Origin of the sequence: Shinella sp. BE166, from assembly GCF_051201095.1 — a bacterium.
GTDB lineage: Bacteria > Pseudomonadota > Alphaproteobacteria > Rhizobiales > Rhizobiaceae > Shinella > Shinella lacus.
In genome coordinates, this window is sequence record NZ_JBPEHL010000010.1 from 179,763 (window position 1) to 204,058 (window position 24,296).

Genomic DNA, 24,296 nt, shown 5'->3' on the forward strand with positions numbered 1-24,296 from the left:
TAGTTCCATCTGAAGTTTCGAATATTTGCGCTTTTGAATGCACGATCTTGTGATGATTTATTAGGAACCAAGCGAAGGTGTTGCCGTTTCCTCCATGCTTCCAAAGAGAAACAATGGAGAATTCCCATGAATAAGACAGTCACCATCGCCCTTGCTTCGCTTCTCGCCATCGCTCCGGCCGCCGGCATCGCCTATGCGCAGGATGCCACGGCACCCATGACATCCGACGGCATGTCGACGGGTTCCATCGCTGCCGATAGCGTCGACGTCGTGAAGATTTCCTCGCTTGAGGCCGATGACAGCCAGCGCGGCGAGGCCGAGCGCCTGACGCTGAAGGCAAACGATCCGGCCACCATGGAAAAGGTTCAGAGCGAGTTGCAGGGCGTGCCGGGCCTGGCTGACGCGCTGGCTTCCAAGAACGTCCAGCTGCAGAACGTCGTGGAAATCCAGACCTCTGCTACGGGCGGCAAGGTCGTCTACGTTAAGTAAATGGCTAGTCCGCAAAAAAATGCCCCGGGCCTTTCAGGTGCCGGGGCGTTTTTTATGGTTTGCCGTTTTCCCAGGTGACCGTCTCGCCGTAGAGCGGCACGGTGGAGATCGACATCTTTGCCGAACCTTCGGTCAGCTCGCGCGAATGGGCGAGGTAGATCAGCGTGTCGTTCTTCTTGTCGTAGATGCGCGTGACGATCAGCGCCTTCCAGATCAGCGACAGGCCGGACTTGAAGACTTCCTCGCCCTCGCGGTCGAGCTCGATGTCGCCGATGGTGATCGGGCCGGTCTGCTGGCAGGAGATGGCGTTGTTCGACGGGTCCTCGAACCAGTTGCCCTTCTTCAGCCGGTCGATGACGGAACGGTCGAAATAGGTGACGTGGCAGGTGACGCCGGAGACCTCGGGGTCGGTCACCGCGTCGACATAGATGTCGTTGCCGATCCAGTCGACGCCGACCTTGCCGACGGTCTCGGCGGCCGCGGGCATGGCGGCGAGCGCCAGCAGGCCGGCGGTGACGACCGTGCGGGGGCGGAAAAAGGCAAAAGTCTTGAGCGGCATGTCTGGTCTCCTTGTTCCGCTATCACGTAAGGGACGGACCGCCGCTTGCAAGGTGCCGCGTCAGGATTTCGCGGCGGCAATGGTGGCGCGCACGGCGTCCCTGTCGGTCAGCGTCAGTTCGTATTCGCGGTCCTTCTCCGTGCCGCCCATGCCCACATGCGGATTGCGGAAGGTCATGCCGCTCGGCACGGTCGTCAGCGCCGCGAAGTGCAGTTCGGTCAGGCCGGTCTCGTCGCGGACCTTTTTGATGTTTTGCGCGTCGAGCGCGCCGCAGCCCATGACGGTGATGCGGCCGGCCGCCTGTTCGTGGGCGCTTTTCAGGATGGCGATGCCTTCCACGGCGGTGTCGCGCTGGCCGGAGGTCAGCACGCGGTTCACGCCGCAGCGGATGAGGGCTTCCAGCGCCTCGCGGGCATCCACCGTCATGTCGAAGGCGCGGTGGCAGGTGACGGACATCGGGCGCGCAGCCTCGACCAGCGTTTTGGTGCGCGCCTCGTCGATCCGGCCGTCCGGTGTCAGGCAGCCGATGACGACACCCGCGACACCCTCCTCGCGCAGCGCCTTGATGTCCTCGGCCATCGTCTCGAATTCCGTTTCCGAATAGAGGAAATCGCCGCCGCGGGGGCGAATGATGACGTGTACGGGGATTTTTGCCGACTTCACGGCGGCGCGGATGGTGGCGAGGCTCGGCGTCAGGCCGCCCTCGACCAGGCTCGCGCAGAGCTCCACCCGGTCGGCGCCGGCATCCTGCGCAGCGAGGAAACCGTCGATGCCTTCGACGCAGAGTTCGATGAGGGGCTTGGTCATGGCGTTTTTCCGGTCTTCGAGGTCAGGCTTCGCGCCAGACGGTTTTCAGGAGCCGCAGCCAGTTTTCCCGGCAGAGTTTTGCAAGGTCGTCCTCGCCGTAGCCGGCGCCACGCAGCGCCTCGACGAGCGCCTGGTTGCCGCTGGCGTCGCCGATGGCGGCGGGGATGGTGGCGCCGTCGAAATCCGAGCCGAGCGCCACGCAGTCGATGCCCATGCGCTCCACCATATGGTCGATGTGGCGCACCATGTCGGAGAGGGCCGTATCGGCATTTTCGAGGCCGTCGGCGCGCAGCATGGTGGTGGCGTAGTTGAGGCCGGCAATGCCCTTGCGCTCGCGGATCGCGTCGAGCTGGCGGTCGGTGAGGTTGCGCGAGATCGGCGTCAGCGCGTGCGCATTGGAATGGGTGGCGACGAGCGGCTGGGTGCTGGTGCGCTCGACGTCCCAGAAACCTCGTTCGGTAATGTGGGCGAGGTCGATCATGATGCCGAGGCGGTCGCAGGCCTTGATCAGCTCGAAGCCGGCATCGGTGAGGCCGGGGCCGGTATCGGGCGAGGAGGGGAAGGCGAAGGGCACGCCATGGCCGAACAGGTTGTGGCGGCTCCAGACGGGGCCGAGCGAGCGCAGGCCCTTGGCATGGAAGGTTTCGAGGTTCGAGAGATCCTCGGCAATCGGCTCGCAGCCCTCGATATGGAGGACGGCGGCGAAGCGGCCGTTGTCCATCGCGGCGCGGATGTCTGCCGTGGAGCGGCAGATGGCGAGGCCGCCGGCTTGCTCCAGCCTTGAGGCGATGTCCGTCATTTCAAGCGCGATCTTCAGCGCCTCGGCCTGATCGCGCGGGCCGACCATGCGGACACTGTAATGGCCGTTCTGGTCCACCTCGCGGGCCGGATAGTCTTCCTTCGGCGGGATGAACATGGCGCAGAATCCGCCGGCCAGGCCGCCCTTGCGGGCGCGGGGCGCGTCGATATGGCCCTTGTCCGTGCCCTCGACGAATTCGGCGATCGGGTCGGCTCCCTTTTGCGCGTTTTCCCAAAGGCGCAGGAGAACGTCGTTATGGCCGTCGAAGATCAATTGCATGTGCCGCTCCGAAAAAGAAACGCATCCGATCGGTTGGGTAGAACCGATTCCGCCGATGCCTGCAAGGCGATGGCGGTCGCTCTCAGGCGGCGAAGATCGGCGTGCCGGCAATCCAGGTGGAGACGACGTCGACATCGCGGCCGATGACGACGAAGTCCGCATCGTGGCCATGGGTGAGGCGGCCCTTGCGGCCGGTCATGCCGATGGCTTCCGCCGGGTAGAGCGAAGCCATGCGCAACGCTTCCTCCAGGCCGATGCCGGCGTGGTCGCGCATGAAGCGGATGCAGGAGGCCATGTCGATGTCGGCGCCGGCCAGCGTGCCGTCGGCCAGCGTCAGGCGCCCGCCCTCGCGAAAAATCTCGCGACCGTTGAGGAAGAAGCTCGTCATGTCGGTGCCGATGGTCGACATGGCGTCGGTGACGAGGAAGATGCGGCCGGGGCCGCGTTTTGCCCGCAATGCGACGCCGATCGAGGCGGGATCGACGTGGAAGCCATCGGCGATTAGGCCGGCATTGAGGTGGCCGAGGTCCAATGCGGCGCCGACCATGCCGGGTTCGCGATGGCCGAGCGGGCTCATGGCGTTGAAGAGGTGGGTCATCATGCTGGCGCCCGCCTCGACGGCGGCAGCGGCCGTGCGGTAGCCGCAATCCGAGTGGCCGAGGCTGACGGTGACGCCGGCGGCCTTGAGCGCCGCGATCTGCGCGTTGCTGGCGTTTTCCGGCGCGAGCGTCATTAGCAGCGCTTCGAGGCCCTGGCGCGCCGTAATGGTGCGGTCGAGATCGGCCTGCTCCATCGGGCGGATCAGCTGCGGGTCGTGGGCGCCCTTGCGCGCGACGGAGAGATGCGGGCCTTCGAGATGCAGGCCGAGGAAGCCGGGCACGTTCGCCTTGCGGGCCGCAAGGCCGGCGGCGATCGTCTCGGCGGTCACCGCGCGGTTGTCGGTGATCAGCGTCGGCAGCAGTGCGGTCGTGCCGAAGCGGGCATGGGCGGCACAGATCGTGCGGATGCCTTCGAGGTCCGGCCGTTCGTTCAGCAGCACGCCGCCGCCGCCATTGACCTGGAGGTCGATGAAGCCGGGGACGAGCGACAGCCCGTCCATAGGCACGATGCGGGCATCGCCCGGCACCTCTTTCCGCGCGACGATGCCGGCGACCTTGCCGCCGTCGATCAGGAGCGCGCTGTCATCATGCCACAGATCGCCGTCGAAAATCCGGGCGCCGGTAATGGCGGTGCGCGCAGTCATCGGGTTTCCGTCACTTTCTTGAGGTTGACCGGCTTGTCGGGATCGAGGCCGCGGCCGCGCGACCAGGCTTCGACGAAGCCGTAGAAGGGCACGATGAGGGCGAGCGCATCGGTGATCGGGTGGCCGGTCGCGACGAAGGGCAGTTTGCGCGCGCTTTTCGCACCGGCGGCGGTGACGCCGGCATAGGCGCCGCGGTCGGCGAGGCTGTCGGCCATGCCGGTGACGGAGGCTTCCGCCGCGTCGCGGGCGGCAAGGGCCACGACCGGGAAGGACGGGCCGACGAGGGCGACCGGGCCGTGCAGCACTTCGGCGGAAGAGTAGGCCTCGGCATGCATGCCGGAGGTTTCCTTGAACTTCAACGCCGCCTCGCTGGCGATCGCCAGGCCCGGGCCGCGGCCCAGCACGTAAAGCGACTGGGCGTCCTTGAGGTCGCCGGCAAGCTCGCTCCAGTCGAGCGCCACGGCCTTGGCGAACTGTTCCGGCAGGTTCTTGACGGCGCGGTCGAGGTCGGTGTCGCCCGTCCATTCGGCGAGCACGGCAAGGCCGGCGACGATGGAGTTCACGTAGGATTTGGTGGCGGCGACGCTGATTTCCGGGCCGGCCGAGAGGTCGAGCGAATGCAGGCAGGCGTCCGCCAGCGGCGAGGGCAGCGTGTTGGTGAGCGCAATCGAGATCGCGCCGCCCTTCGTGGCGCCCTCCGCCATGGCGACGATGTCCGGGCTCTTGCCGGACTGGGAGATGGCGATGGCGGCAGCACCGCCGAGCTTCAGCCTGGCGCCGTAGATGGAGGCGAGCGACGGGCCGAGGGAGGCGACCGGCCGTCCGGCGGTGAGTTCGATCGCATATTTCAGGAAGAGGGCGGCGTGGTCGGACGAGCCACGGGCGACGGTCACGAAGAACTGCGGGTCGCGTTCGCGCAGCGCCTTGCCGGCCGCCGTGATGGCGCTGGCGGAGTTGGCCAGCAGGCGGGCCGCCGCTTCCGGGATCTCGTTGATTTCTTTCCGCATGTTGGTCTGCATGGCATTACCTTTGTCTGTTTGGACGCTTACGTCTCGGAAAGCGTCAGTTCGGCGACGAAATCGTAGGCGTCGCCGCGATAGATCGACCGGGTGAATTCGACGACCCGGCCGGAACGAAGATAGGAGACCCGCTCGATGGAAAGCCCCGCCGATCCGGCGGGCACGCCGAGCATGGCGGCATCGGGGTCCTTCATGTTGTAGGCGGAAATGCGCTGCACCGCGCGCACCGGCCGGCAGCCGCGCTTTTCCAGCGCCGTATAGAGCGAACCCTGCACCTGCAACGGATCCGGCAGGAATTCTGCCGAGATGCAGGCGCGCTCGATGGCGAGCGGCATGTCGTCGGCGACGCGTAGGCGGCCGAGGCGGGCGACCAGCGCATCGGCGGGCAGGCCGAGCATCATCATCTCGTCGGGCGAGGGGTGGAACAGGCCGCGGTCGAGCCATTCAGCCTTGGTCGTGAGACCGCGGCGCGCCATGTCCTCGGTAAAGGAGGTGAGGCGGGAGAGCGACTGCTGCACCTTGGCGACAGGTTTTGCGACGAAGGTGCCGGAGCCGTGTCGGCGCACGAGCAGGCCATCCTTGACGAGGTCGTCGACGGCCTTGCGCACCGTGACGCGGCTGACATTGGCGTGGTCGGCGAGGTCGCGTTCGGCCGGCAGCGCATCGCCGTGGTTCAGCTTGCCGGAGGTGATCGCGTCTTCCAGCGTCTGGCGCAGTTTCAGGTAGAGCGGGCCGGGCACGCCCGATTGCAGGCTTTCCGGAGTGAGGATCGCGGCGAGGGGCGTGCTCATGCGGCTCCCGTGCGCTGTCTATATCGGTTGGCGGCAAGTGCCACGGCGCCTGTCAGGGCATCCGCTTCGGCCTCCACCAGGATCGACCGGTGCCGCTCGGACAGCCATTCCGGATAGAGCGGTGCCAGCCCGCCGAGCAGGCAGAGGCGCGGCGCGCCGGCAAGCGCCATGATGGCGTCGAGGGAGGCGTTCACCGAGGCGGCACCCGCCTTGACGATGGCGATCGCCTGCGGGTCGCCCTGGCGGGCATGGTCGAAGACCAAAGGGGCGTAGCGGCCGAAATCGCCGGGCTTGGAGAGACGGGCGAATTCGACGATGCCGCGCGGATCATGCTTGAACTCGTCCAGCACGGCATCCGTGACGCCCGAGCGGGGAATGACGCCGTCATGGGCGAGCAGCGCTTCCTGCAACAGGGCATGGCCGATACGCGCGCCGCCGCCGAGATCGCCGACGGTAAAACCCCAGCCGCCGATATAGCGCACCACATTGTTCCTGCGCCCCATATAGATGGAGCCGGTGCCGAGGATCGCCACCGCGCCGTTCTCGTCGCCGATCGCGCCCTGGAGGGCGATCAGGCCGTCGGAATCGATGTCCGTATGACGGAAGGGTAAGCGGTCGTGCACATAACGGGTTAGATCGCCGACATTGGTGCCGGCAAGGCCGAGAAAGGCGGAGGCGCCCGTCACACCGGTCTCGTCGAATCCGGCATCGCGATAGGCGGCCTTGGCGGCTTCCGTGATGGAAATGATCGCATTGTTGGGGTCGGTCAGGATATTCGCCGCGCCGCTCTTGCCGCGGCCGAGAATGACGCCATGCGGGTCTGCGACCGCGGCACGGCAACTCGTTCCTCCCCCGTCGATACCGAGAATGTAATCCGTCATGGGCACCTCCGGAGACAACGATACCAAAAAAATACCATTAACCAAGGGGTATGGTGGTATCGAAAATAAGCTTTCTTGCAAATTATTGATTTTACATAATAAAAATATTGAAGGCCAAAAAAGTGGTCTCAAAAATTAATTTCCTATGGACAATTGGTATTTTTTTGGCATTAATTTCGGGCAGAGGAGATATGGCGATGACTGCAGGCAGGACCGAGGGCAGGCATGATCAGGCAAGCGGGCTCGACGAGCGCCAGCCCGTCGATGTCCTGAAAGTGCTGGCCGATGCGCAGAAGGCCGCGGCTGCCGTGGTCGATGCCGCGCTCGCCGATATCGCCGCCGCGGCGCGTCTCGCCGCCGATGCGATTCTGGCCGGCCGGCGCCTCGTCTATGTGGGCGCCGGCAGCTCCGGCCTGATGGCCATGGCCGATGCGCTCGAACTTCCCGGCACCTACGGCATCGCCCGTGATCGCATCGTCATCCTGTTGGCTGGCGGCGCTGCGAGCCTCGAAGATCTCGCCGGCGGTTATGAGGACGACCGCGACCTTGCCTTCAACGACGCCTCTGCCGCTTCGATCGGTGCGGGAGACTGCGTGATCGCCGTTTCCGCTAGCGGCAGCACGCCCTATGTTCTGGCGATCGCCGATTATGCGCGGGAGAAGGGCGCCTCCGTCGTGGCGCTGGCCAACAATTCGGGTGCCGCCCTTTTCGATGGCGCCGATGTCTCGATCCTGTTGCAGACGCCGCCGGAGGTGATTTCCGGCTCGACGCGCATGGGGGCGGGCACGGCCCAGAAGATCGCCTTCAACCTGTTTTCCACGCTGGTCGGCGTGCATCTCGGCCATGTGCACGATGGCCACATGGTCAATCTCAAGGCCGACAATATCAAGCTGAAGGGGCGGGCCTGCCGCATCGTGTCCGACATTTCCGGTGTCGGGCTCGACGAGGCGGAACGCCTGCTTGCGCGTTCCGAAGGCTCGGTCAAGACGGCCGTCCTGCTCGCCGCGGGGGTAGAGGACGCCAGCGTCGCCGCGGCGGTGCTGGAGCGGTCGGGGCAAAGCCTCCGGCGCGCCCTCAAGGCTCTCGGATAACATGGTCTCAAAACGCGCTGCGGCGCATAAAAGGGGAGAATGAAATGACACGCAACGCAATCAAGGGGCTGCTCCTTGCCACGAGCATTCTCGGCACGGCCGGGCTCGCGCAGGCGCAGGACGTGACGCTCACCATCGAAAGCTGGCGCAACGACGACCTGTCGATCTGGCAGGAAAAGATCATCCCGGCCTTCGAAGCGAAGAACCCCGGCATCAAGGTCGTCTTCTCGCCGACCGCGCCGACCGAATACAACGCCGCGCTGAACGCCAAGCTCGATGCCGGCTCGGCAGGCGACCTCATCACCTGCCGTCCGTTCGACGCTTCGCTGGAACTCTTCAACAAGGGTCATCTTGCCAGCCTGAACGACCTGCCGGGCATGGAAAACTTCTCCGACGTCGCCAAGTCCGCCTGGACGACGGACGATGGCGCGACGTCGTTCTGCGTGCCGATGGCCTCGGTCATCCACGGCTTCATCTACAATAAGGATGCCTTCGACCAGCTCGGCATCGCGGTTCCGGCAACGGAAGCCGAATTCTTCGCTGCCCTCGACAAGATCAAGGCCGACGGCAACTTCATTCCGCTCGCCATGGGCACGAAGGACCTCTGGGAAGCCGCGACCATGGGCTACCAGAACATCGGCCCGACCTACTGGAAGGGCGAGGAAGGCCGCAAGGCGCTGATCAAGGGCGAGCAGAAGCTGACCGACGAAGGCTGGGTCGAGCCCTACCGCGTGCTGGCCAAGTGGAAGGACTACCTCGGCGACGGCTTCGAAGCCCAGACCTATCCGGACAGCCAGAACCTCTTCACGCTCGGCCGCGCTGCCATCTATCCGGCCGGCTCGTGGGAAATCGGCCTGTTCAACACCCAGGCACAGTTCAAGATGGGCGCCTTCCCGCCGCCGGTGAAGAATGCCGGCGACACCTGCTACATCTCGGACCACAACGACATCGGCGTCGGCCTCAATGCCAAGAGCGCCAATTCGGAAGCCGCAAAGAAGCTCCTGACCTTCATCGCGTCGCCCGAATTCGCCGACATCTACGCCAACTCGCTGCCGGGCTTCTTCAGCCTGAATTCGACGGCGGTGAAGATGGCCGATCCGCTTGCCCAGGAATTCGTCTCCTGGCGTGAAAAGTGCCAGCCGTCGATCCGCTCGACCTACCAGATCCTGTCGCGTGGCACGCCGAACCTCGAAAACGAGACCTGGACGGAATCCGCCAACGTCATCAACGGCACGGATACGCCGGAAGTGGCTGGCGAGAAGCTCCAGAAGGGCCTCGACAGCTGGTACAAGCCGGCCAAGTAAGCCTTCGTTTCGGCTGCTGAATTCTGCTTGAGGCGCAGGCGATGCCTGCGCCGGCCCTCTCCCCATCGATCTTGGGGGGAGGGATTTGAGGCAGTGCTGCTCGAAGCGACCGGCGCATGCCATATCCCTTTTCGTCCCGGTGGACAGAGGGTGCCGAAGGGCAAATTCGGGGAGCGACCCAGGCACTATCGTGTATGCTGAAATCGTCATGTGCGGCACAACCGCCGCGCACGGCGTTCGTGCATGCGGACGTCAACGAACAAGAACCGGAGGGGCGAGCTGGGCCATGACCGACATACCTTCTTCCCATGATGCAACAGGGCTGATCAAGCGGCCGAAGCGCTGGCATATCGGCGTTTTCCTGCTGCCCGCCTTCATCGTCTATTCGGCGGTGATGATCCTGCCGCTCATCGAGACGCTGCGCCTCTCGCTGTTCAACACGATCGACGGCCAGTCGACCTTCGTGGGCCTCGGCAACTTCAAGGTGTTGTTCGGCGACGAGCGCTGGTCCGAGGATTTCTGGAACGCGCTGAAGAACAACGTCATCTTCTTCATCATCCATATGCTGGTGCAGAACCCGATCGGGGTGGCGCTCGCCGCCATGCTGTCGATCCCGAAGCTGCGCTTCGCGGCCTTCTACCGCACGGCGATCTTCCTGCCGACGCTTTTGTCCTTCGTCATCGTCGGCTTCATCTGGAAGCTGATCCTCTCGCCGATCTGGGGCGTGTCGCCCTACCTGATGGATCTCGTCGGCCTGAAGTCGTTCTTCTCGCCCTGGCTCGGCAAGCCAAACTCGGCGCTGATCGCCGTGTCGCTGATCTCGGTCTGGCAATATGTCGGCATTCCGATGATGCTGATCTATGCGGCGCTGCTCAACATTCCCGAAGAGGTGATCGAGGCTGCCGAATGCGACGGCGTGACGGGCTGGAGCCAGTTCTGGAAGATCAAGCTGCCGCTCATCCTGCCCGCCATCGGCATCATCTCGATCCTCACCTTCGTCGGCAACTTCAACGCCTTCGACCTGGTCTATACCGTGCAGGGCGCGCTCGCCGGACCGGACGGGGCGACGGACATCCTCGGCACGCTGCTCTACCGCACCTTCTTCGGGTTCCAGCTCCAGCTCGGCGACCGCTCGATGGGGGCGACGATCGCGACGGTCATGTTCCTCATCATCCTCGCCGGCGTCTCGCTGTATCTCTTCGTCATCCAGCGGCGCATCCGCCGCTACCAGTTCTGATCGGGAGGGCCGGATATGTCCAAAGCACGCCATTCGCTGACCCGTACCGGGCTCGTCCATCTGGCGCTGATCGGCTACGCGGTGATCTCCATCTTCCCCGTGTTCCTGACGCTGATCAACTCGATGAAGGATCGCAACGCGATCTTCCGCAATCCGATGCAAGTGCCGACCCTCGAGACCTTCGACCTTGTGGGCTACACGACGGTGCTGGGGCAGGGTGATTTTGCGACCTACTTCCAGAACAGCTTCATCGTGACGGTGGTCTCCATCGCGCTCGTGCTGCTGTTCGGCGCCATGGCCGCCTTCGCACTGTCGGAATACCGCTTCCGCGGCAACATGCTGATGGGGCTCTACCTCGCCATCGGCATCATGATCCCGATCCGCCTCGGCACGGTCGCGATCCTCCAAGGCATGGTGGCGACGGGGCTGGTCAACACGCTGACGGCGCTGGTGCTCGTCTATACCGCGCAGGGCATTCCGCTCGCCGTCTTCATCCTGTCGGAATTCATGCGGACCGTTTCCGACGACCTCAAGAATGGCGGGCGCATCGACGGGCTTTCGGAATATTCGATCTTCTTCCGCCTTGTCCTGCCGCTCGTCAGGCCCGCCATGGCGACGGTCGCGGTCTTCACGATGATCCCGATCTGGAACGACCTGTGGTTCCCGCTGATCCTGGCGCCGAGCGAGGCCACCAAGACGGTGACGCTCGGCTCGCAGATCTTCATCGGCCAGTTCGTCACCAACTGGAACGCGGTGCTCGCGGCCCTGTCGCTCGCGATCCTGCCGGTCCTCGTCCTCTACTTCATCTTCTCGCGGCAGCTGATCCGCGGCATCACCTCGGGAGCAGTCAAGTGAGTTCTGCCATTCGCGTTCTTTCCGCCGGCCTCGGCAATATGGGCCGCAGCCATGCGCTCGCCTACCACGAAAATCCGGGCTTCGAGATCGTCGGGCTCGTCAACCGCTCGAAGGTTCCGGTTCCGGCCGGCCTCGAAGGCTACGAGATCCTGCCGTCCTTCCACGAGGCGCTGAAGGAGCTGAAGCCGGAACTCTGCTCGATCAACACCTATTCGGACAGCCATGCCGAATATGCGATCGCGGCGATGGAAGCCGGCGCTCATGTCTTCGTGGAAAAGCCGCTGGCGACCACGACGACGGATGCGGAGCGGGTCGTGGCCTGCGCTCGGGCAAACGGCCGCAAGCTGATCGTCGGTTACATCCTGCGCCACCATCCGTCCTGGATGCGGCTCATAGAGGAAGCGCGCAAGCTCGGCGGCCCCTACGTGTTCCGCATGAACCTGAACCAGCAGTCGAGCGGGCCGACCTGGGCGACGCACAAGGCGCTGATGCAGACGACGCCGCCGATCGTCGACTGCGGCGTGCACTATCTCGATGTGATGTGCCAGATCACCGACGCCAAACCCGTCGAGGTGCGCGGCATGGGCCTGCGCCTCTCCAACGAGATTGCGCCGGACATGTACAATTACGGCCATCTCCAGGTGTTTTTCGACGACGGCTCGCTCGGCTGGTACGAGGCGGGCTGGGGGCCGATGATCTCGGAAACGGCGTTCTTCGTGAAGGACGTCATGTCGCCGAACGGCTCGGTCTCGATCGTCATGGACCCGAACGCCAAGTCCGACGACATCGATACGCACACCAAGACGGCGGTCATCCGCCTGCACAATGCGGCCACCGGCCCGGACGGCAAGTTCCTGTCGCCGGACGAGGACCTGCGCATGGCGGGCGAGCCCGGCCACCAGGAACTCTGTGACCGCGAACAGGCCTTCGTGCTGAAGGCGATCCGTGAGGATATCGATCTCTCGCGCCACATGGACGATGCGGTGCAGTCGCTGAAAATCTGCCTCGCGGCCGATGAAAGTGTCAGAACCGGCCAACCGGTCAAGCTTTAAGGGGATATCAGTGGGCTCTCTTCAACTTAAATCCGTGCGCAAGTCCTTCGGCAATGTCGATGTCATCAAGGGCATCGACCTCGACGTGCAGGACGGCGAATTCGTCATCTTCGTCGGCCCCTCGGGCTGCGGGAAATCGACGCTTCTGCGCATCATCGCCGGCCTCGAGGATGCGACCTCCGGCTCGATCAGCATTGACGGGACGGAAGTGGCGACCGTGCCGCCGGCCAAGCGCGGCATCGCCATGGTGTTCCAGTCCTACGCGCTCTATCCGCACCTGACGGTGAAGGACAATATGGGCCTCGGCCTCAAGCAGGCGGGAACGCCGAAGGCGGAGATCGAAAGCCGCGTCGACAAGGCGTCGAACATGCTGTCGCTAGACAAATACCTGGCCCGCCGCCCGGCGGAACTCTCCGGCGGCCAGCGCCAGCGCGTGGCCATCGGCCGCGCCATCGTGCGCGAGCCAAAGCTCTTCCTGTTCGACGAGCCGCTTTCCAACCTCGATGCGGCGCTGCGCGTCAACACGCGCCTCGAGATCGCCCGGCTGCACCGCGAACTGAAGGCGACGATGATCTACGTCACGCACGACCAGGTCGAGGCGATGACGCTGGCCGACAAGATCGTCGTGCTGGATGCCGGCGTGATCCAGCAGATCGGCTCGCCGATGGAGCTCTACAACCGGCCGGCCAACCTCTTCGTCGCCGGTTTCATCGGGTCGCCGGCGATGAACTTCATCGATGCGGGCCGGCTCGGTATTGCCGATGCGAAGACCATCGGTATCCGGCCGGAGCACCTGGCCCTGTCGCGCGACAGTGGCGAGTGGCAGGCAAAAGCCGTGCATGTCGAACATCTTGGCGCCGACACGATCGTTTATCTCGAATCGGAAAAGGTGGGCTTCTTCACTGTCCGCCTGTTCGGCGAACATCAATATGCTGTTGACGATGTGGTCTTCGCCACGCCGGGCGCCGGCCAGTTGCATCGTTTCGATGCGAACGGCAAAGCGATACGTTGAGGACCCTCATCACGATCCGGTGATCAGGGTGGATTGCGGCAAGTCGAGCTGTGATCTACGATTGTCAAACGTCAGAAACTAACATACAGCCTTGTTTGTATGTTGCGGTGCGGTGGTCTTGTGATCACCGCACCTTCATGTTTTCAGCACCCTGCCGCCAATTCCGGCCGGCACTGCCTATGGAAGAACCCATGCGTTTCGCGAAACCGATTTCGATTGTGACCTTTGGCGCCCTTTTGATTCTCGCCGGCTGCCAGGAAGAACAGGCACAGCAGGGAGGCGCTGCATTTCCGCCGCCGCAGGTGGCCGTGGTCACCGTGAAGGCCGAGGACGTGCCGATCACCAACGACCTGCCGGGCCGCATTGCCGCGACCCGCACGGCGGAAGTGCGCCCACGCGCGACCGGCATCATCATCGAACGCATCTTCGAGCAAGGTTCGCTGGTCAAGGAAGGCGATGTGCTTTACCGCATCGATCCAGCCTCGTTCCAGGTACAGGTCACCAGCGCCGAGGCGACGCTGCGCCGCGCCAGGGCCGTGCAGGCCCAGGCGCGCAACACCGCCGACCGCCAGGAGCAGCTTCGCAAGTCGAATGTCGCCTCCGCGCAGACCTACGACGACGCCGTAGCGCAGCTCGCACAGGCGGATGCCGATGTTGCGATCGCCGAGGCGAGCCTGGCGACCGCCAAGCTCAATCTCGAATATACCGACGTCAAGGCGCCGATCAGCGGCCGCATCGGGCGCGCGCTGATCACCGAGGGTGCGCTGGTTTCGGCCAACGGCACGGAAAATCTCGCGACGATCCAGCAGCTCGACCCCGTCTATGCCGACTTCACCCAGTCGGCGACGGACCTCATCCGCCTGCGCAAGGCGTTGCAGGACGGCGCCCTGATGGCTGACAACAATTCCGCGAAGGTCAAGCTGGTGCTGGACGACGGCACGGCCTATGCGCATCCGGGCAAGCTGCTGTTCTCCGAAGCCGCCGTCGACGAGACGACCGGCCAGGTCACGCTGCGCGGCGAATTCCCCAATCCGGACGGCGACCTGCTGCCGGGCATGTATGTGCGCGTGCAGATCGAGCAGGGCATCGAGAAGGACGCCGTCATCGTGCCGCAGCAGGCGGTACAGCGAGACGCGTCGGGCAGCGCGCTCGTCTACGTCGTTTCCGCCGATAACAAGGCCGGCACCCGCAGCGTGCGAGTCGGTCGTGCCGCCGGCACGAACTGGGTCATCACCGATGGCCTGAAGAACGGCGAAAAGATCATCGTCGAGGGCTTCCAGAAGGTTCAGCCGGGCGGCGAGGTCGTGCCGGCCGAATGGGACCCGAACGCGGTTGCCAGGGACTCGCAGCCGGCTGCCGAAGGTGATGCTGCCAAGGCCGGTGAAGCCGGCAAGGCTGAAGACGGTGCTGCAAAGACCGACGAGGCTGGCAAGGCGGAAGGCGGCGAGGACGCTGCCAAGACCGAGCCGGCGAAGTGAGGATCTGAACGATGCCCAGTTTTTTCATCGACAGGCCGATTTTCGCCTGGGTCGTCGCGATCTTCATCATGATCGCCGGCGCCATCTCCATCCCGCTCTTGCCGATCGCGCAATATCCGGACGTCGCCCCGCCGCAGATCACGGTATCGACGACCTATTCCGGCGCGTCCTCACAGGACACCTACCAGAGCGTCACCAAGCTCATCGAGGATGAGCTGAACGGCGTCGAGGGCATGCTCTATTTCGAATCGACCTCGAGTGCCTCGGGTTCGGCCGAAATCAACATCACCTTCGCGCCGGGCACCGATCCGAGCCAGGCCTCGGTCGACGTGCAGAACCGCGTCAGCCGCGTCGAGCCGCGCCTGCCTGATTCCGTGCGCCGCCAGGGCGTGCAGGTCGAAGAAGCCGGCTCCGGCTTCCTGCTCATCGTCGCGCTGACTTCCACCGATGGCTCGATGGATGCCATCAGCCTCGGCGACTACGTCAACCGCAACGTCCTCTCCGAAATCCAGCGCGTGCCCGGCGTCGGCCGCGCGCAGCTGTTCGCCACACAGCGCTCCATGCGCATCTGGCTCGATCCCGCCAAGATGCTCGGCCTCAACCTGACGGCCGCCGACATCACCGCTGCCGTCCAGGCGCAGAACGCACAGATCGCGGCCGGTAGCATCGGCGCGCAGCCGAACCCGATCACCCAGCAGATCGCGGCCCCGGTCAATATCAAGGGCCAGCTGACGACGCCGGAAGAATTCGGCGCCATCGTGCTACGTGCTAATGCGGATGGCTCTGCCGTGCGGCTTCGCGACGTCGCGCGCATCGAAGTGGGCGGCGAGACCTATTCCTTCTCGACGCGCCTCAACGGACAGCCGTCGGCCGCCGTCGCCGTGCAGCTTTCGCCGACCGGCAACGCCATGGCGACCTCCGAGGCGATCAAGGCCCGCATGGACGAGCTTGCGGAATTCTTCCCGCCGGGCCTCGAATATTCGACGCCTTACGACACTTCGCCCTTCGTCAAGGTGTCGATCGAGAAGGTGCTGCACACGCTGCTTGAAGCCGTCGGCCTCGTCTTCCTCGTGATGTTCCTGTTCCTGCAGAACATCCGCTACACGATCATCCCGACGCTCGTCGTGCCGGTCGCCCTTCTCGGCACCTGCGCCGTCATGCTCGCGATGGGTTTTTCCATCAACGTGCTGACCATGTTCGCCATGGTGCTCGCCATCGGCATTCTCGTCGACGACGCGATCATCGTGGTGGAGAACGTCGAGCGCATCATGTCGGAAGAGGGCCTGCCGCCGAAGGAGGCGACCCGCAAGGCGATGAAGCAGATCACCGGCGCCGTCATCGGCATCACGCTGGTGCTTGCCTCGGTGTTCATCCCGATGGGCTTCTTCCCGGGTGCGGTCGGCGTCATCTACCAGCAGTTCTCGCTGACAATGGTCGTCTCGATCCTGTTCTCCGCCTTCCTCGCGCTCTCGCTGACGCCGGCGCTGGCGGGCAGCTTCCTCAAGCAGGTTCCGAAGGGCCACCACCACACCAAGCGGGGCTTCTTCGGCTGGTTCAACCGCGGTTTCGACCGCTCGTCGAAGGGGTATAGCGGCAGCGTGAGCTGGTTGATCCGCCGCACCGGCCGGTTCATGGTGATCTACCTCGCCATCCTCGCCGGCCTCGGCTACCTGTTCATGAAGCTGCCGTCGTCGTTCCTGCCGGACGAAGACCAGGGCTTTGCCATCGTCATGATGCAGCTTCCCTCGGAAGCGACGGGCCACCGGACCGACGAAGTGCTGACCCAGGTCGAGCAGATCTTCGGCAAGGAGCCCGCGGTCGAAACGATCGTCGGCATCAACGGCTTCTCCTTTTTCGGTTCGGGGCAGAACGCGGGCCTGGCCTTCGTGACGCTGAAGGACTGGAGCGAGCGCGGGCCGGAGAACTCGGCGCAGGCGATCGCCGGACGCGCCAGCATGGCGATGAGCCAGATCAAGGATGCGATCAGCTTCGCGCTGTCGCCGCCGCCGATTCAGGGCCTCGGCACGACGGGCGGCTTCTCGTTCCGTCTGCAGGACCGCGGCGGTCTCGGCCAGCAGGCGCTGTCGGCCGCAAGCGCGCAACTCCTCGGCCTCGCGGCCCAGAGCAATGTGGTTGCGGGCGTGCGCGTCGAGGGCATGCCGGATGCGGCGCAGGTCAATGTCGTGATCGATCGCGAGAAGGCCAACACCTTCGGCGTGACCTTCGCCGACATCAACTCGACGATCTCGACCAATCTCGGCTCAACCTATGTCAACGACTTCCCGAATGCCGGGCGCATGCAGCGCGTGACGGTCCAGGCGGATCAGAACGAACGCATGCAGGTGGCCGATCTCTTGAAACTCAACGTGCGCAATTCGAGCGGGGGCATGGTGCCGCTCTCGGCCTTTGCGACCGCGGAGTGGACGATGGCGCCGACGCAGACGGTCGGCTACAACGGCTATCCCGCCGTGCGCTTCAGCGGAGATACGAAGCCCGGCTTCTCCTCCGGTGACGCGATTGCGGAAATGCAGCGGCTCGCCGCCCAGCTTCCGCCGGGCTTCGGCTACGAGTGGACGGGCCAGTCGTTGCAGGAAATCCAGTCCGGTTCGCAGGCGCCGATCCTTGTCGGCCTGTCGATCTTGCTGGTGTTCCTGTGCCTTGCGGCGCTTTATGAAAGCTGGTCGATCCCGTTTGCGGTCATCCTCGTCGTGCCGCTCGGCGTCATCGGCGCGGTCATCGCGGTCACGCTGCGCGACATGTCGAACGACGTGTACTTCAAGGTGGGCCTGATCGCGATCATCGGCCTGTCGGCGAAGAACGCCATCCTGATCATCGAGTTCGCCAAGGAACTGATGGAGGACGGCAAGTCGCTGATCGATGCGACGATCGAGGCCTGCCACCTGCGCTTCCGCCCGATCCTGATGACCTCGCTCGCCTTCACGCTCGGCGTTCTGCCGCTCGCGATCGCGACCGGCGCAAGCTCGGGCAGCCAGCGTGCCATCGGCACCGGCGTGATGGGCGGCATGATCACTGCCACGGTGCTCGCCATCTTCTTCGTGCCGATCTTCTTCGTCTTCGTGATGAAGCTGTTCGGCTACGGCAAGAAGAAAAAGGAGGAGCCGGCTCCGGTCGCAAGCCCGGCGGAGTAGGCCGCCATGCGCCGGACCAAGGCAGAGGCCAAGGAAACCCGCCAGCAGATCCTGCTGGCGGCCGAAAAGGTCTTTTACGAAAAGGGTGTCGCACACGCCTCCATGGAGGATGTGGCGCGCGCCGCGGGGGTCACCCGCGGCGCCATCTACTGGCACTTCGCCAATCGGGCGGATCTCGTGCTGGAACTCTACAACTCGCTGCCCATGCCGCAGGAAGATCTCATCGCCCGCGAATTGGAGGCGGAGAACGCGGATGTCTTCGGCGTTCTGGAGCGGGTGGGCCGGGAATGGCTGGAACTGCTCGCCACCGACGAGCACCGCCAGCGCATCCTCTCGATCCTGCTGCGATGCGATACCAGCGGCGAATTCGCCGCTATTTCCGAACGCCAGAACGACCTCGACGACGAGCATATGCAGGCGCTGGAAGCGGCCTTTGCCAAGGCGGAGGGCCAGGGCAAGCTCGGCGGCGCATGGACGCCACGCTCCGCGGCGTCCATGCTGCGCTGGGTCATCAAGGGGCTGTGCTCGGAATGGCTGCTGTTCGGCCGCCGGTTCGACATTGCCAGCGAAGGCAAGGACGCTCTACACCGGCTGTTTGCAACCTATGCCTCGCACGCGCCATCGGCGCGATAGGCCTCCAGCCGCTCGATCCAGTCGGCGCCGATCTTCCAGCGCCTGAGCACCGAAACGGGATCCTCCGCATCGAGCCGCGAACAGATGCGGTAGATTTCCAGCACCTCCGGCGTCATCTCGCCGCGCTGGCAGAAATACATCGCCGCCGCATAGCGCGCCCGCCCGGACCATTCGGCGCCCGGCGGTGTTGCGATGATCTGCCAGTTGCAGCGGGTTTCCTCGTCCATTTTACTTGAGGCCGGGCGGTGTGGCCGTGCGGCGGGCGAGCTTGACGAAGGGCCGCGGCACGATCTTCGCGCGCTTCATCATCTTCTGGTATTTCAGTTCCCGCATCGCATAGATCTCTACCCACAGGTCATCCGTGAACTTCGAGCCGTAGGGGCGTTCGAGGCTGGCGATCGCGATGTTGCGCTTGGCTGTCGGCGACCAGATTGCGGCGGTGACGAGACCGGCCTCGTGTTTCTGGCGATGATAGACGAGGGCATGCTCGGCGGGAATATTCCCTTCGATTTCAAGGCCGACGAGGATGTGCTTCAGAGTTTGATTCCGCCGCGCATCGAGGATCGCGCGCCGCCCGTTGAAGTTCGGCTTGTCGGGATCGACCAGCCATTCCAGGCCGATTTCATCAGGCATGCGCACCCGGTCGGCGCGCAACGCCCCTTCGGCAGTGACAAAATCCGCATTGGCGACGATGAAGCCCGTCTCGATGCGCGCCTGATCCAGCGCGCCGAAGCCGATCGCGCGGATGGCGTGTTCCTGCCCGGCATTCCACAGGCGGTCCCACAGCGAGAGCGCTTTTGCGCGCGGCACGAAGAGTTCGTAGCCGAGGTCGCCGGTGAAGCCGGTGCGCGAGATCGTCACCGTGCCGTCCTCATGCGGGAAGGTGGCGATGTCGAAGGGTTTCAGTTTTTCCGTGCCGACGAAGCCGGCGTCGCGCAGCACCGCATGGCTTGTGGGGCCTTGCAGGGCGAGGCCGGCGATTTCCTCCGTCTCCTCGCGGATATCGACGGAAAAGCCGAAGGCGCTATCGAGCAGCCAGGGCAGGTGGCGTTCCTGGCAGCAGAGGCGGAATTCCTGGTCGCCGAGGCGAAAGAGCGTGCCATCGTCCAGCACATGGCCGTGGTCGTCGCACCAGGCGGTGTAATGCACGCGGTTGACGCCGAGCTTCCGTACGTCGCGCAGCGTCAGGCGGTTGAGGTAGCGCTCGGCATCCGCGCCAGTGATGCGGTATTTCACCATCGGCGAGATGTCGAAGAGGGCGGCGGTGGAGCGGATGGCGAAATATTCGAGTTCGCTGTCGAACAGCGAATGCGGCGCCTTATAGCCCGCCCAACTGTACCAGTCGTTGACCTCGCTCAGCGCCATTAGCCGGTCGTGGAACGGCGTTTCCAGGCGGGGAGCAAGGATGTGGTCGCGGGCGGCGCGGCGCAGTTCGGCGGCGGATTTCGTCATGGCGTTCATGCTTTCGCTCCCGAAAGGATGTGGCGCGCGGCGTTCCAGCCCGGCAGGCCGGAAATGCCGCCGCCCGGATGCGCGCCGGCGCTCGCGAGATAGAGCCCCTCGATTGGCGTTTTGTAACCGGAGGCCGCACTGGTCGGCCGATTGATGAGCAACTGGTCGGCCTGCAATTCGCCGTGATGCCAGTGGCCGCCGGGCAGATTGTACTCCGCTTCGATATCGACCGGCGTCATCAGGCTGGCGGCGACGACGGATTTTCCGATGCCTGGCGCGTGACGCTCCAGCGTGTCCAGCACGACCTTCAGGAAGGCCGGCTTGCCAGCCTCCCAGCCCGCCTTGAGGCGATAGGGCGCATATTGCACGAGCGCCGAGAGCGTGCAGCCGCCGGCGGGCGCAAGCGATGGATCGACAAGGCTTGGCAAGGTTATCTCCATCACCGGATCGGTGGAGAACTCGCCGTATTTCGCCGGGTTGAAGGCGCTTTCCACCTGCTGCATCGAGCGCACCAGCACGATGCGTCCGTTGCGGGCCGCGGCCGGAAGGCCTTCGAAATTCGGGACACTGTCGAGCGCAAGATCGAGCTTGGCGACATTGCCGTAGCTGCGCACATTCTTCACCGAGCGCACGAAGCCGGTGCCGCTTTCGGCGGGGTCGACGAGTTTGAGGAAGGTGGTTTGCGGATGGATCGCCGAGACGACGATGGGGGCGGTGATTTCCGTGCCGTCGCGGGTGACGACGCCGCTCGCGCGGCCGCGGTCGGCGAGGATTCGGCCGACGGGCGTGCCACAGCGAATGGTCACGCCGGCCTTTTCCGCCGCGCGCACGAAGGCGGGCGCGACGCTCGCCATGCCGCCGGCGGGCACATATTGGCCGCCCGTCCTGCCGGCGACCTCGCCGGTCAGGCGGTAATAGAGGCCGAGCAGCGAGGTGGGAGAGCGCGGGCCGAGATGCACGCCGAGCGTCGCGTCGAAGGCGACGAGGCCCTTCAGGCGGTCGTCGGTCAGATATTCGTCGGCGACGTCGGCGACGTTCATCAGCAGCATGCGCAGGAAATCGCGGCCTTCGCTGCGGCCCTTGCGGATCAGTCCGAGGCCGGCGGCGGCAAAGGTCGCGAAATCGCCGAGCGCGATGGCGCCGATCTGCGGCGGCGGGCGGCGCAGGAAACGCTTCAGCACGCCGGCCTGGAAGGCGAGCTTCGTGCGCATGGCGGCGAACGCAGCGGCCTCTTCGGCGGAGACGCCGTCGATGCTCTCGCCATAGGCACCCTTGAGCACGACGGCCTTGCCTGAGCCGTCGAGAACGGCCGTCGGCAGCAGCGTCTCGCCGCCTGCAAGATCGAGGCCGAGGTCGCGGGCGACTTCGGCATCCAGCCGGTTGACGAGATGGGCGAGGCCGGCGGAGCGGAAGCCGGGGGCGAATTCGCGGCCCCGGGTCGCGCCGCCCGGTTCGTTCGCTGCTTCCAGCACCAGCACCTTGCGGCCGCCCTTGGCGAGGCGGGTGGCGGCGGCGAGCCCGTTGTGGCCGGCGCCGATAACGATCGCATCAAATGACGTCATGGGCTTTGCTCATCTGTTCGGGGGTACGCTTCAGGTCGCGCAGGATTTCGGCGGCGGCGTTGCGGCCGGGCGCGCCCATGACGCCCCCGCCCGGATGGGTGGAGGAGCCGCACATGTAGAGCCCGTGGATGGGGCTGCGATACTGGGCATAACCCGGCACCGGGCGGTTGAAGAGAAGCTGGTCGAAGGTGAGTTCACCCTGGAAGATGTTGCCTTCGGTGAGGCCCACCTCGTTCTCGATTTCGCGCGGCGTGCGCACCTCCATATGCACGATGCGCTCGCGAAAGCCCGGCGAATAGCTGGCGATCTGGCTGATGACGGTTTCGGCGAAGGCGTCGCGGTCGGCATCTGTCCAGTCGCGGCCCTCCACCTTCGGCGGGCAATATTGCACGAAGCAGCTCATGAAATGTTTGCCGGGTGAGGCCATGGTCGGATCGAGCGTCGTCGGGATCACCATGTCGAGGAAGGGATCGGCGGACCAGCGGCCGTCCTTCCAGTCGTCATAGGCGCGCTCCATGCGCTCGATCGAATCGGTGAAATGCATGTCGCCGCGCATGCAGGAGGAGCCCTCGGGGAGCGCTGGGAATTCCGGCAGGCTATCGAGCGCGATGTTCACCTTGCCGGAGGAGCCGCGCATCTTGAAGTGCTTGACCCGATGGACGAAGTCGCCAGGCAGCGCGTCCTCGTCGACGAGCTTCAGGAAGGTGCGCTTCACATCGGCATTCGAGACGACGAGATCGGCGCGCACCTCGTCGCCATTGGCGAGCACGACGCCCGTCGTGCGGCCGCCGCGGGCAAGGATCTTCGAGACTTCGGCATCGGTGCGGATCACGCCGCCGGCAGCCTCGAAGGAGCGGGCGAGGGCCTGCGTCACCGCGCCCATGCCACCGCGGGCATAACCCCAGGCGCCGACCGAGCCGTCCACTTCGCCCATATAGTGGTGCAGCAGGACATAGGCCGTGCCGGGCGACATCGGGCCGAGCGCGGTGCCGATGATGCCGGAAAGGGCGAGGTAGGCCTTGATGACGTCCGTCTCGAAATATTCATCGAGATAGTCGGAGATCGACATGGTCCAGAAGCGCAGCGTCTCGGCCATTTCGTGCGGGCTGAACTCGCCGAACTTCTTGGCGAGATAGAGCAGCTCGGAAATGTCGCGCGGGCGGAAGCTGAACGGGTCGGGTGCGGTGCGCATCAAGAGCGGCTGGATGAAGCGGCACTGGCGGGTGACGTCGCGAGCGTAGCGCTCGTAGGCTTCCGCGTCGCGCTTCGAATAGCGCGCGAATTCGCGGCGGTGGCTGTCGTGGTCGCGGTAGGAGGCGAGGTAGTCGCCGTCGCGGGTGAAGACCGCGCCACCCTCGTAGGCGATGACCTGGAGGCCATGTTTCGGCAGTTCGAGGTCGCGCATGATCTCCGGCCGGAACAGCGAGCAGACGTAGGAACAGTTGGAATAGAGGAAGCCGGGCGTGAGCTCGCGGCTGGTCGCGGCACCGCCGACCCACCCATTCTTTTCCAGCACCGCGACCTTGAGGCCGGAGCGCTGGAGATAACACGCCGTGACCAGCCCATTATGGCCGCCGCCGACGATCAGGGCGTCGTACTTTTGCATTTTCGATGTCTCCCTTGTTTCTAAAAGCTGCATCAAAAGCAAAATGTTGTCCAGAGATTCTGAATGATCATTCAGCAAGTATCTTGCAATCTCCTGATTATGCGCTAGAATTTCGACCCATCGATAAGCGCACGGCCAGGCGGCCGCTAGGGTGACGGAGGCCATGACGACGACGGTTGAGGACGGTGCGGCCCTGGAGCCCGAATATGACGAGGCGGCGATCCGCTTTCTCGGCGTGCTGTGGGGCGAGGGCTATCTTTCGCCCGGCGGGCCGGCGGAGGTTGATCGCGTGCTTTCGGGCGTCGCGCTGCAAGGTCGGCATGTTCTCGATTTCGGCTGCGGTGCGGGCGGCATCACGCTGCATATCGCCAGGACCTATGCGCCCGCCGACATCGTCGGCTACGACGTCGAGCAGCCGGTGATCGACCGGGCGCGGGCGGCCGCGACGGCGGCGGGGCTTTCATCCGTCGCGCACTTCGTCTCCAGCCCGCCGGGGCGCCTGCCGTTCGACGACGGGCAATTCGACGTCGTCTTCTCCAAGGATGCGATGATCCATGTGCCCGACAAGGAGGCGCTGTTTGCCGAGCTTTTTCGCGTGCTGAAGCCCGGCGGGGTCTTTGCCGCATCCGACTGGCTGATCGCGCATGACGGCGAGCCGAGCCCCGAGATGAAGGACTATATTGCCGCCGAGGGCCTGAGCTTCGGCATGGCCTCGTCGCGCCGCTATCTGCGCGCGATGGCGGCGGCGGGGTTCGTGGATGGCGCGGTGGAAAGCCGCAATGCCTGGTATCGCGAGGTGGCGCGCGACGAGCTCGCGCGGCTGAAGGGACCGCTCTATGCCGCCGCGGTGGCGGCCGTGGGCGAAGCCCATGTCGAGAAGAATATCCGAACCTGGACGGCCATGCAGAAGGTTCTTGACAGCGGGGAGCATTGTCCCACTCATCTGCGCGGCAGCAAACCGGCCGCGGGAGTGAGCCCGTGACCGTGCTGCTCAGAAA

General features: G+C 64.8%; 22 protein-coding genes. 11 read left to right on the forward strand and 11 right to left on the reverse strand.

From position 1 onward, the window contains the following. Positions 1–126: 126 nt before the first annotated feature. The gene (locus tag J2Y63_RS23045; protein ID WP_435267979.1) at positions 127–489 is read left to right on the forward strand and encodes a hypothetical protein; all 363 of its coding nucleotides are present in this window, start codon (positions 127–129) and stop codon (positions 487–489) included. A gap of 52 nt (positions 490–541) precedes the next feature. On the opposite strand, the gene J2Y63_RS23050 is transcribed toward J2Y63_RS23045, so the two are convergent. From J2Y63_RS23050 to J2Y63_RS23080, 7 genes are all read right to left on the reverse strand, one after another. Next, positions 542–1,048, reverse strand: a complete 507-nt coding sequence (locus J2Y63_RS23050; RefSeq protein ID WP_435267980.1) for a CreA family protein — start codon at positions 1,046–1,048, stop codon at positions 542–544. 60 nt (positions 1,049–1,108) lie between these two features. Then, complete coding sequence (locus J2Y63_RS23055) at positions 1,109–1,855, reverse strand: copper homeostasis protein CutC (protein WP_435267981.1); 747 nt, start codon at positions 1,853–1,855, stop codon at positions 1,109–1,111. A 22-nt stretch (positions 1,856–1,877) separates the two neighbouring features. Beyond that, positions 1,878–2,933 carry a dipeptidase gene (locus tag J2Y63_RS23060; protein WP_435267982.1) on the reverse strand — a complete coding sequence of 352 codons (1,056 nt, stop codon included), beginning with the start codon at positions 2,931–2,933 and terminating at the stop codon, positions 1,878–1,880. An 82-nt stretch (positions 2,934–3,015) separates the two neighbouring features. Then, a complete protein-coding gene (gene nagA / locus J2Y63_RS23065; protein ID WP_435267983.1) occupies positions 3,016–4,176 on the reverse strand; it encodes an N-acetylglucosamine-6-phosphate deacetylase in 1,161 nt (386 codons plus the stop codon). After that, complete coding sequence (locus J2Y63_RS23070) at positions 4,173–5,195, reverse strand: SIS domain-containing protein (protein WP_435267984.1); 1,023 nt, start codon at positions 5,193–5,195, stop codon at positions 4,173–4,175. The genes nagA and J2Y63_RS23070 overlap by 4 nt, the downstream gene beginning before the upstream one ends. 26 nt (positions 5,196–5,221) lie before the next feature. Next, positions 5,222–5,986, reverse strand: coding sequence for a GntR family transcriptional regulator (locus J2Y63_RS23075; protein WP_435267985.1), 765 nt, complete (start codon positions 5,984–5,986; stop codon positions 5,222–5,224). After that, positions 5,983–6,867 carry a BadF/BadG/BcrA/BcrD ATPase family protein gene (locus tag J2Y63_RS23080; protein WP_435267986.1) on the reverse strand — a complete coding sequence of 295 codons (885 nt, stop codon included), beginning with the start codon at positions 6,865–6,867 and terminating at the stop codon, positions 5,983–5,985. Before J2Y63_RS23080 ends, J2Y63_RS23075 begins: the two co-directional genes overlap by 4 nt. Positions 6,868–7,064: 197 nt before the next feature. Here J2Y63_RS23080 and J2Y63_RS23085 point away from each other — a divergent pair, with 197 nt between their 5' ends. The 9 genes from J2Y63_RS23085 (at position 7,065) to J2Y63_RS23125 (ending at position 18,678) form a co-directional block, all read left to right on the forward strand. After that, on the forward strand, positions 7,065–7,958 hold the full coding sequence (locus tag J2Y63_RS23085) for an N-acetylmuramic acid 6-phosphate etherase (RefSeq protein WP_435267987.1): 894 nt from the start codon (positions 7,065–7,067) through the stop codon (positions 7,956–7,958). Positions 7,959–8,002: 44 nt separating this feature from the next. Beyond that, a complete protein-coding gene (locus J2Y63_RS23090; RefSeq protein WP_256117097.1) occupies positions 8,003–9,262 on the forward strand; it encodes an ABC transporter substrate-binding protein in 1,260 nt (419 codons plus the stop codon). 286 nt (positions 9,263–9,548) lie between these two features. Further along, positions 9,549–10,499 (forward strand): carbohydrate ABC transporter permease, encoded by a 951-nt coding sequence (locus J2Y63_RS23095; protein WP_435267988.1) that lies wholly within the window; start codon positions 9,549–9,551, stop codon positions 10,497–10,499. A 15-nt stretch (positions 10,500–10,514) separates the two neighbouring features. Continuing rightward, positions 10,515–11,354 carry a carbohydrate ABC transporter permease gene (locus J2Y63_RS23100; RefSeq protein WP_435267989.1) on the forward strand — a complete coding sequence of 280 codons (840 nt, stop codon included), beginning with the start codon at positions 10,515–10,517 and terminating at the stop codon, positions 11,352–11,354. Continuing rightward, entirely contained in the window at positions 11,351–12,406 is a 1,056-nt protein-coding gene (locus tag J2Y63_RS23105) for a Gfo/Idh/MocA family protein (RefSeq protein WP_435267990.1), read from the forward strand. Before J2Y63_RS23100 ends, J2Y63_RS23105 begins: the two co-directional genes overlap by 4 nt. Before the next feature lie 10 nt (positions 12,407–12,416). Continuing rightward, on the forward strand, positions 12,417–13,418 hold the full coding sequence (locus J2Y63_RS23110; protein ID WP_435267991.1) for an ABC transporter ATP-binding protein: 1,002 nt from the start codon (positions 12,417–12,419) through the stop codon (positions 13,416–13,418). 179 nt (positions 13,419–13,597) lie between these two features. Next, positions 13,598–14,896, forward strand: a complete 1,299-nt coding sequence (locus J2Y63_RS23115; protein WP_256117090.1) for an efflux RND transporter periplasmic adaptor subunit — start codon at positions 13,598–13,600, stop codon at positions 14,894–14,896. A gap of 11 nt (positions 14,897–14,907) precedes the next feature. Then, the gene (locus J2Y63_RS23120) at positions 14,908–18,045 is read left to right on the forward strand and encodes a multidrug efflux RND transporter permease subunit (protein WP_435267992.1); all 3,138 of its coding nucleotides are present in this window, start codon (positions 14,908–14,910) and stop codon (positions 18,043–18,045) included. A gap of 6 nt (positions 18,046–18,051) precedes the next feature. Beyond that, a complete protein-coding gene (locus J2Y63_RS23125; RefSeq protein WP_435267993.1) occupies positions 18,052–18,678 on the forward strand; it encodes a TetR family transcriptional regulator in 627 nt (208 codons plus the stop codon). Here the strand turns inward: J2Y63_RS23125 and J2Y63_RS23130 are convergent. From J2Y63_RS23130 to J2Y63_RS23145, 4 genes are read right to left on the reverse strand one after another with little or no spacing between them, the layout of a single operon-like run. Then, positions 18,648–18,905 carry a hypothetical protein gene (locus J2Y63_RS23130; RefSeq protein ID WP_435267994.1) on the reverse strand — a complete coding sequence of 86 codons (258 nt, stop codon included), beginning with the start codon at positions 18,903–18,905 and terminating at the stop codon, positions 18,648–18,650. The genes J2Y63_RS23125 and J2Y63_RS23130 overlap by 31 nt on opposite strands. A gap of 1 nt (position 18,906) precedes the next feature. Beyond that, positions 18,907–20,130 carry an aminomethyltransferase family protein gene (locus J2Y63_RS23135; RefSeq protein ID WP_435268026.1) on the reverse strand — a complete coding sequence of 408 codons (1,224 nt, stop codon included), beginning with the start codon at positions 20,128–20,130 and terminating at the stop codon, positions 18,907–18,909. A 5-nt stretch (positions 20,131–20,135) separates the two neighbouring features. Then, positions 20,136–21,692 (reverse strand): phytoene desaturase family protein, encoded by a 1,557-nt coding sequence (locus tag J2Y63_RS23140; protein WP_435267995.1) that lies wholly within the window; start codon positions 21,690–21,692, stop codon positions 20,136–20,138. Further along, positions 21,679–23,298, reverse strand: coding sequence for a phytoene desaturase family protein (locus tag J2Y63_RS23145; protein WP_435267996.1), 1,620 nt, complete (start codon positions 23,296–23,298; stop codon positions 21,679–21,681). Before J2Y63_RS23145 ends, J2Y63_RS23140 begins: the two co-directional genes overlap by 14 nt. A gap of 163 nt (positions 23,299–23,461) precedes the next feature. Between J2Y63_RS23145 and J2Y63_RS23150 the strand changes: the two genes are divergently transcribed. Beyond that, on the forward strand, positions 23,462–24,280 hold the full coding sequence (locus J2Y63_RS23150) for a class I SAM-dependent methyltransferase (protein ID WP_435267997.1): 819 nt from the start codon (positions 23,462–23,464) through the stop codon (positions 24,278–24,280). The last annotated feature ends 16 nt before the right edge of the window (positions 24,281–24,296 follow it).

Bases quoted from the DNA above. Each gene is read 5' to 3' on its own strand.
- J2Y63_RS23045 (WP_435267979.1), top strand. From the start codon at position 127: ATGAATAAGACAGTCACCATCGCCCTTGCTTCGCTTCTCGCCATCGCT.
- J2Y63_RS23050 (WP_435267980.1), bottom strand. From the start codon at position 1,048: ATGCCGCTCAAGACTTTTGCCTTTTTCCGCCCCCGCACGGTCGTCACC.
- J2Y63_RS23055 (WP_435267981.1), bottom strand. From the start codon at position 1,855: ATGACCAAGCCCCTCATCGAACTCTGCGTCGAAGGCATCGACGGTTTC.
- J2Y63_RS23060 (WP_435267982.1), bottom strand. From the start codon at position 2,933: ATGCAATTGATCTTCGACGGCCATAACGACGTTCTCCTGCGCCTTTGG.
- nagA (WP_435267983.1), bottom strand. From the start codon at position 4,176: ATGACTGCGCGCACCGCCATTACCGGCGCCCGGATTTTCGACGGCGAT.
- J2Y63_RS23070 (WP_435267984.1), bottom strand. From the start codon at position 5,195: ATGCAGACCAACATGCGGAAAGAAATCAACGAGATCCCGGAAGCGGCG.
- J2Y63_RS23075 (WP_435267985.1), bottom strand. From the start codon at position 5,986: ATGAGCACGCCCCTCGCCGCGATCCTCACTCCGGAAAGCCTGCAATCG.
- J2Y63_RS23080 (WP_435267986.1), bottom strand. From the start codon at position 6,867: ATGACGGATTACATTCTCGGTATCGACGGGGGAGGAACGAGTTGCCGT.
- J2Y63_RS23085 (WP_435267987.1), top strand. From the start codon at position 7,065: ATGACTGCAGGCAGGACCGAGGGCAGGCATGATCAGGCAAGCGGGCTC.
- J2Y63_RS23090 (WP_256117097.1), top strand. From the start codon at position 8,003: ATGACACGCAACGCAATCAAGGGGCTGCTCCTTGCCACGAGCATTCTC.
- J2Y63_RS23095 (WP_435267988.1), top strand. From the start codon at position 9,549: ATGACCGACATACCTTCTTCCCATGATGCAACAGGGCTGATCAAGCGG.
- J2Y63_RS23100 (WP_435267989.1), top strand. From the start codon at position 10,515: ATGTCCAAAGCACGCCATTCGCTGACCCGTACCGGGCTCGTCCATCTG.
- J2Y63_RS23115 (WP_256117090.1), top strand. From the start codon at position 13,598: ATGGAAGAACCCATGCGTTTCGCGAAACCGATTTCGATTGTGACCTTT.
- J2Y63_RS23120 (WP_435267992.1), top strand. From the start codon at position 14,908: ATGCCCAGTTTTTTCATCGACAGGCCGATTTTCGCCTGGGTCGTCGCG.
- J2Y63_RS23125 (WP_435267993.1), top strand. From the start codon at position 18,052: ATGCGCCGGACCAAGGCAGAGGCCAAGGAAACCCGCCAGCAGATCCTG.
- J2Y63_RS23130 (WP_435267994.1), bottom strand. From the start codon at position 18,905: ATGGACGAGGAAACCCGCTGCAACTGGCAGATCATCGCAACACCGCCG.
- J2Y63_RS23135 (WP_435268026.1), bottom strand. From the start codon at position 20,130: ATGACGAAATCCGCCGCCGAACTGCGCCGCGCCGCCCGCGACCACATC.
- J2Y63_RS23140 (WP_435267995.1), bottom strand. From the start codon at position 21,692: ATGACGTCATTTGATGCGATCGTTATCGGCGCCGGCCACAACGGGCTC.
- J2Y63_RS23145 (WP_435267996.1), bottom strand. From the start codon at position 23,298: ATGCAAAAGTACGACGCCCTGATCGTCGGCGGCGGCCATAATGGGCTG.
- J2Y63_RS23150 (WP_435267997.1), top strand. From the start codon at position 23,462: ATGACGACGACGGTTGAGGACGGTGCGGCCCTGGAGCCCGAATATGAC.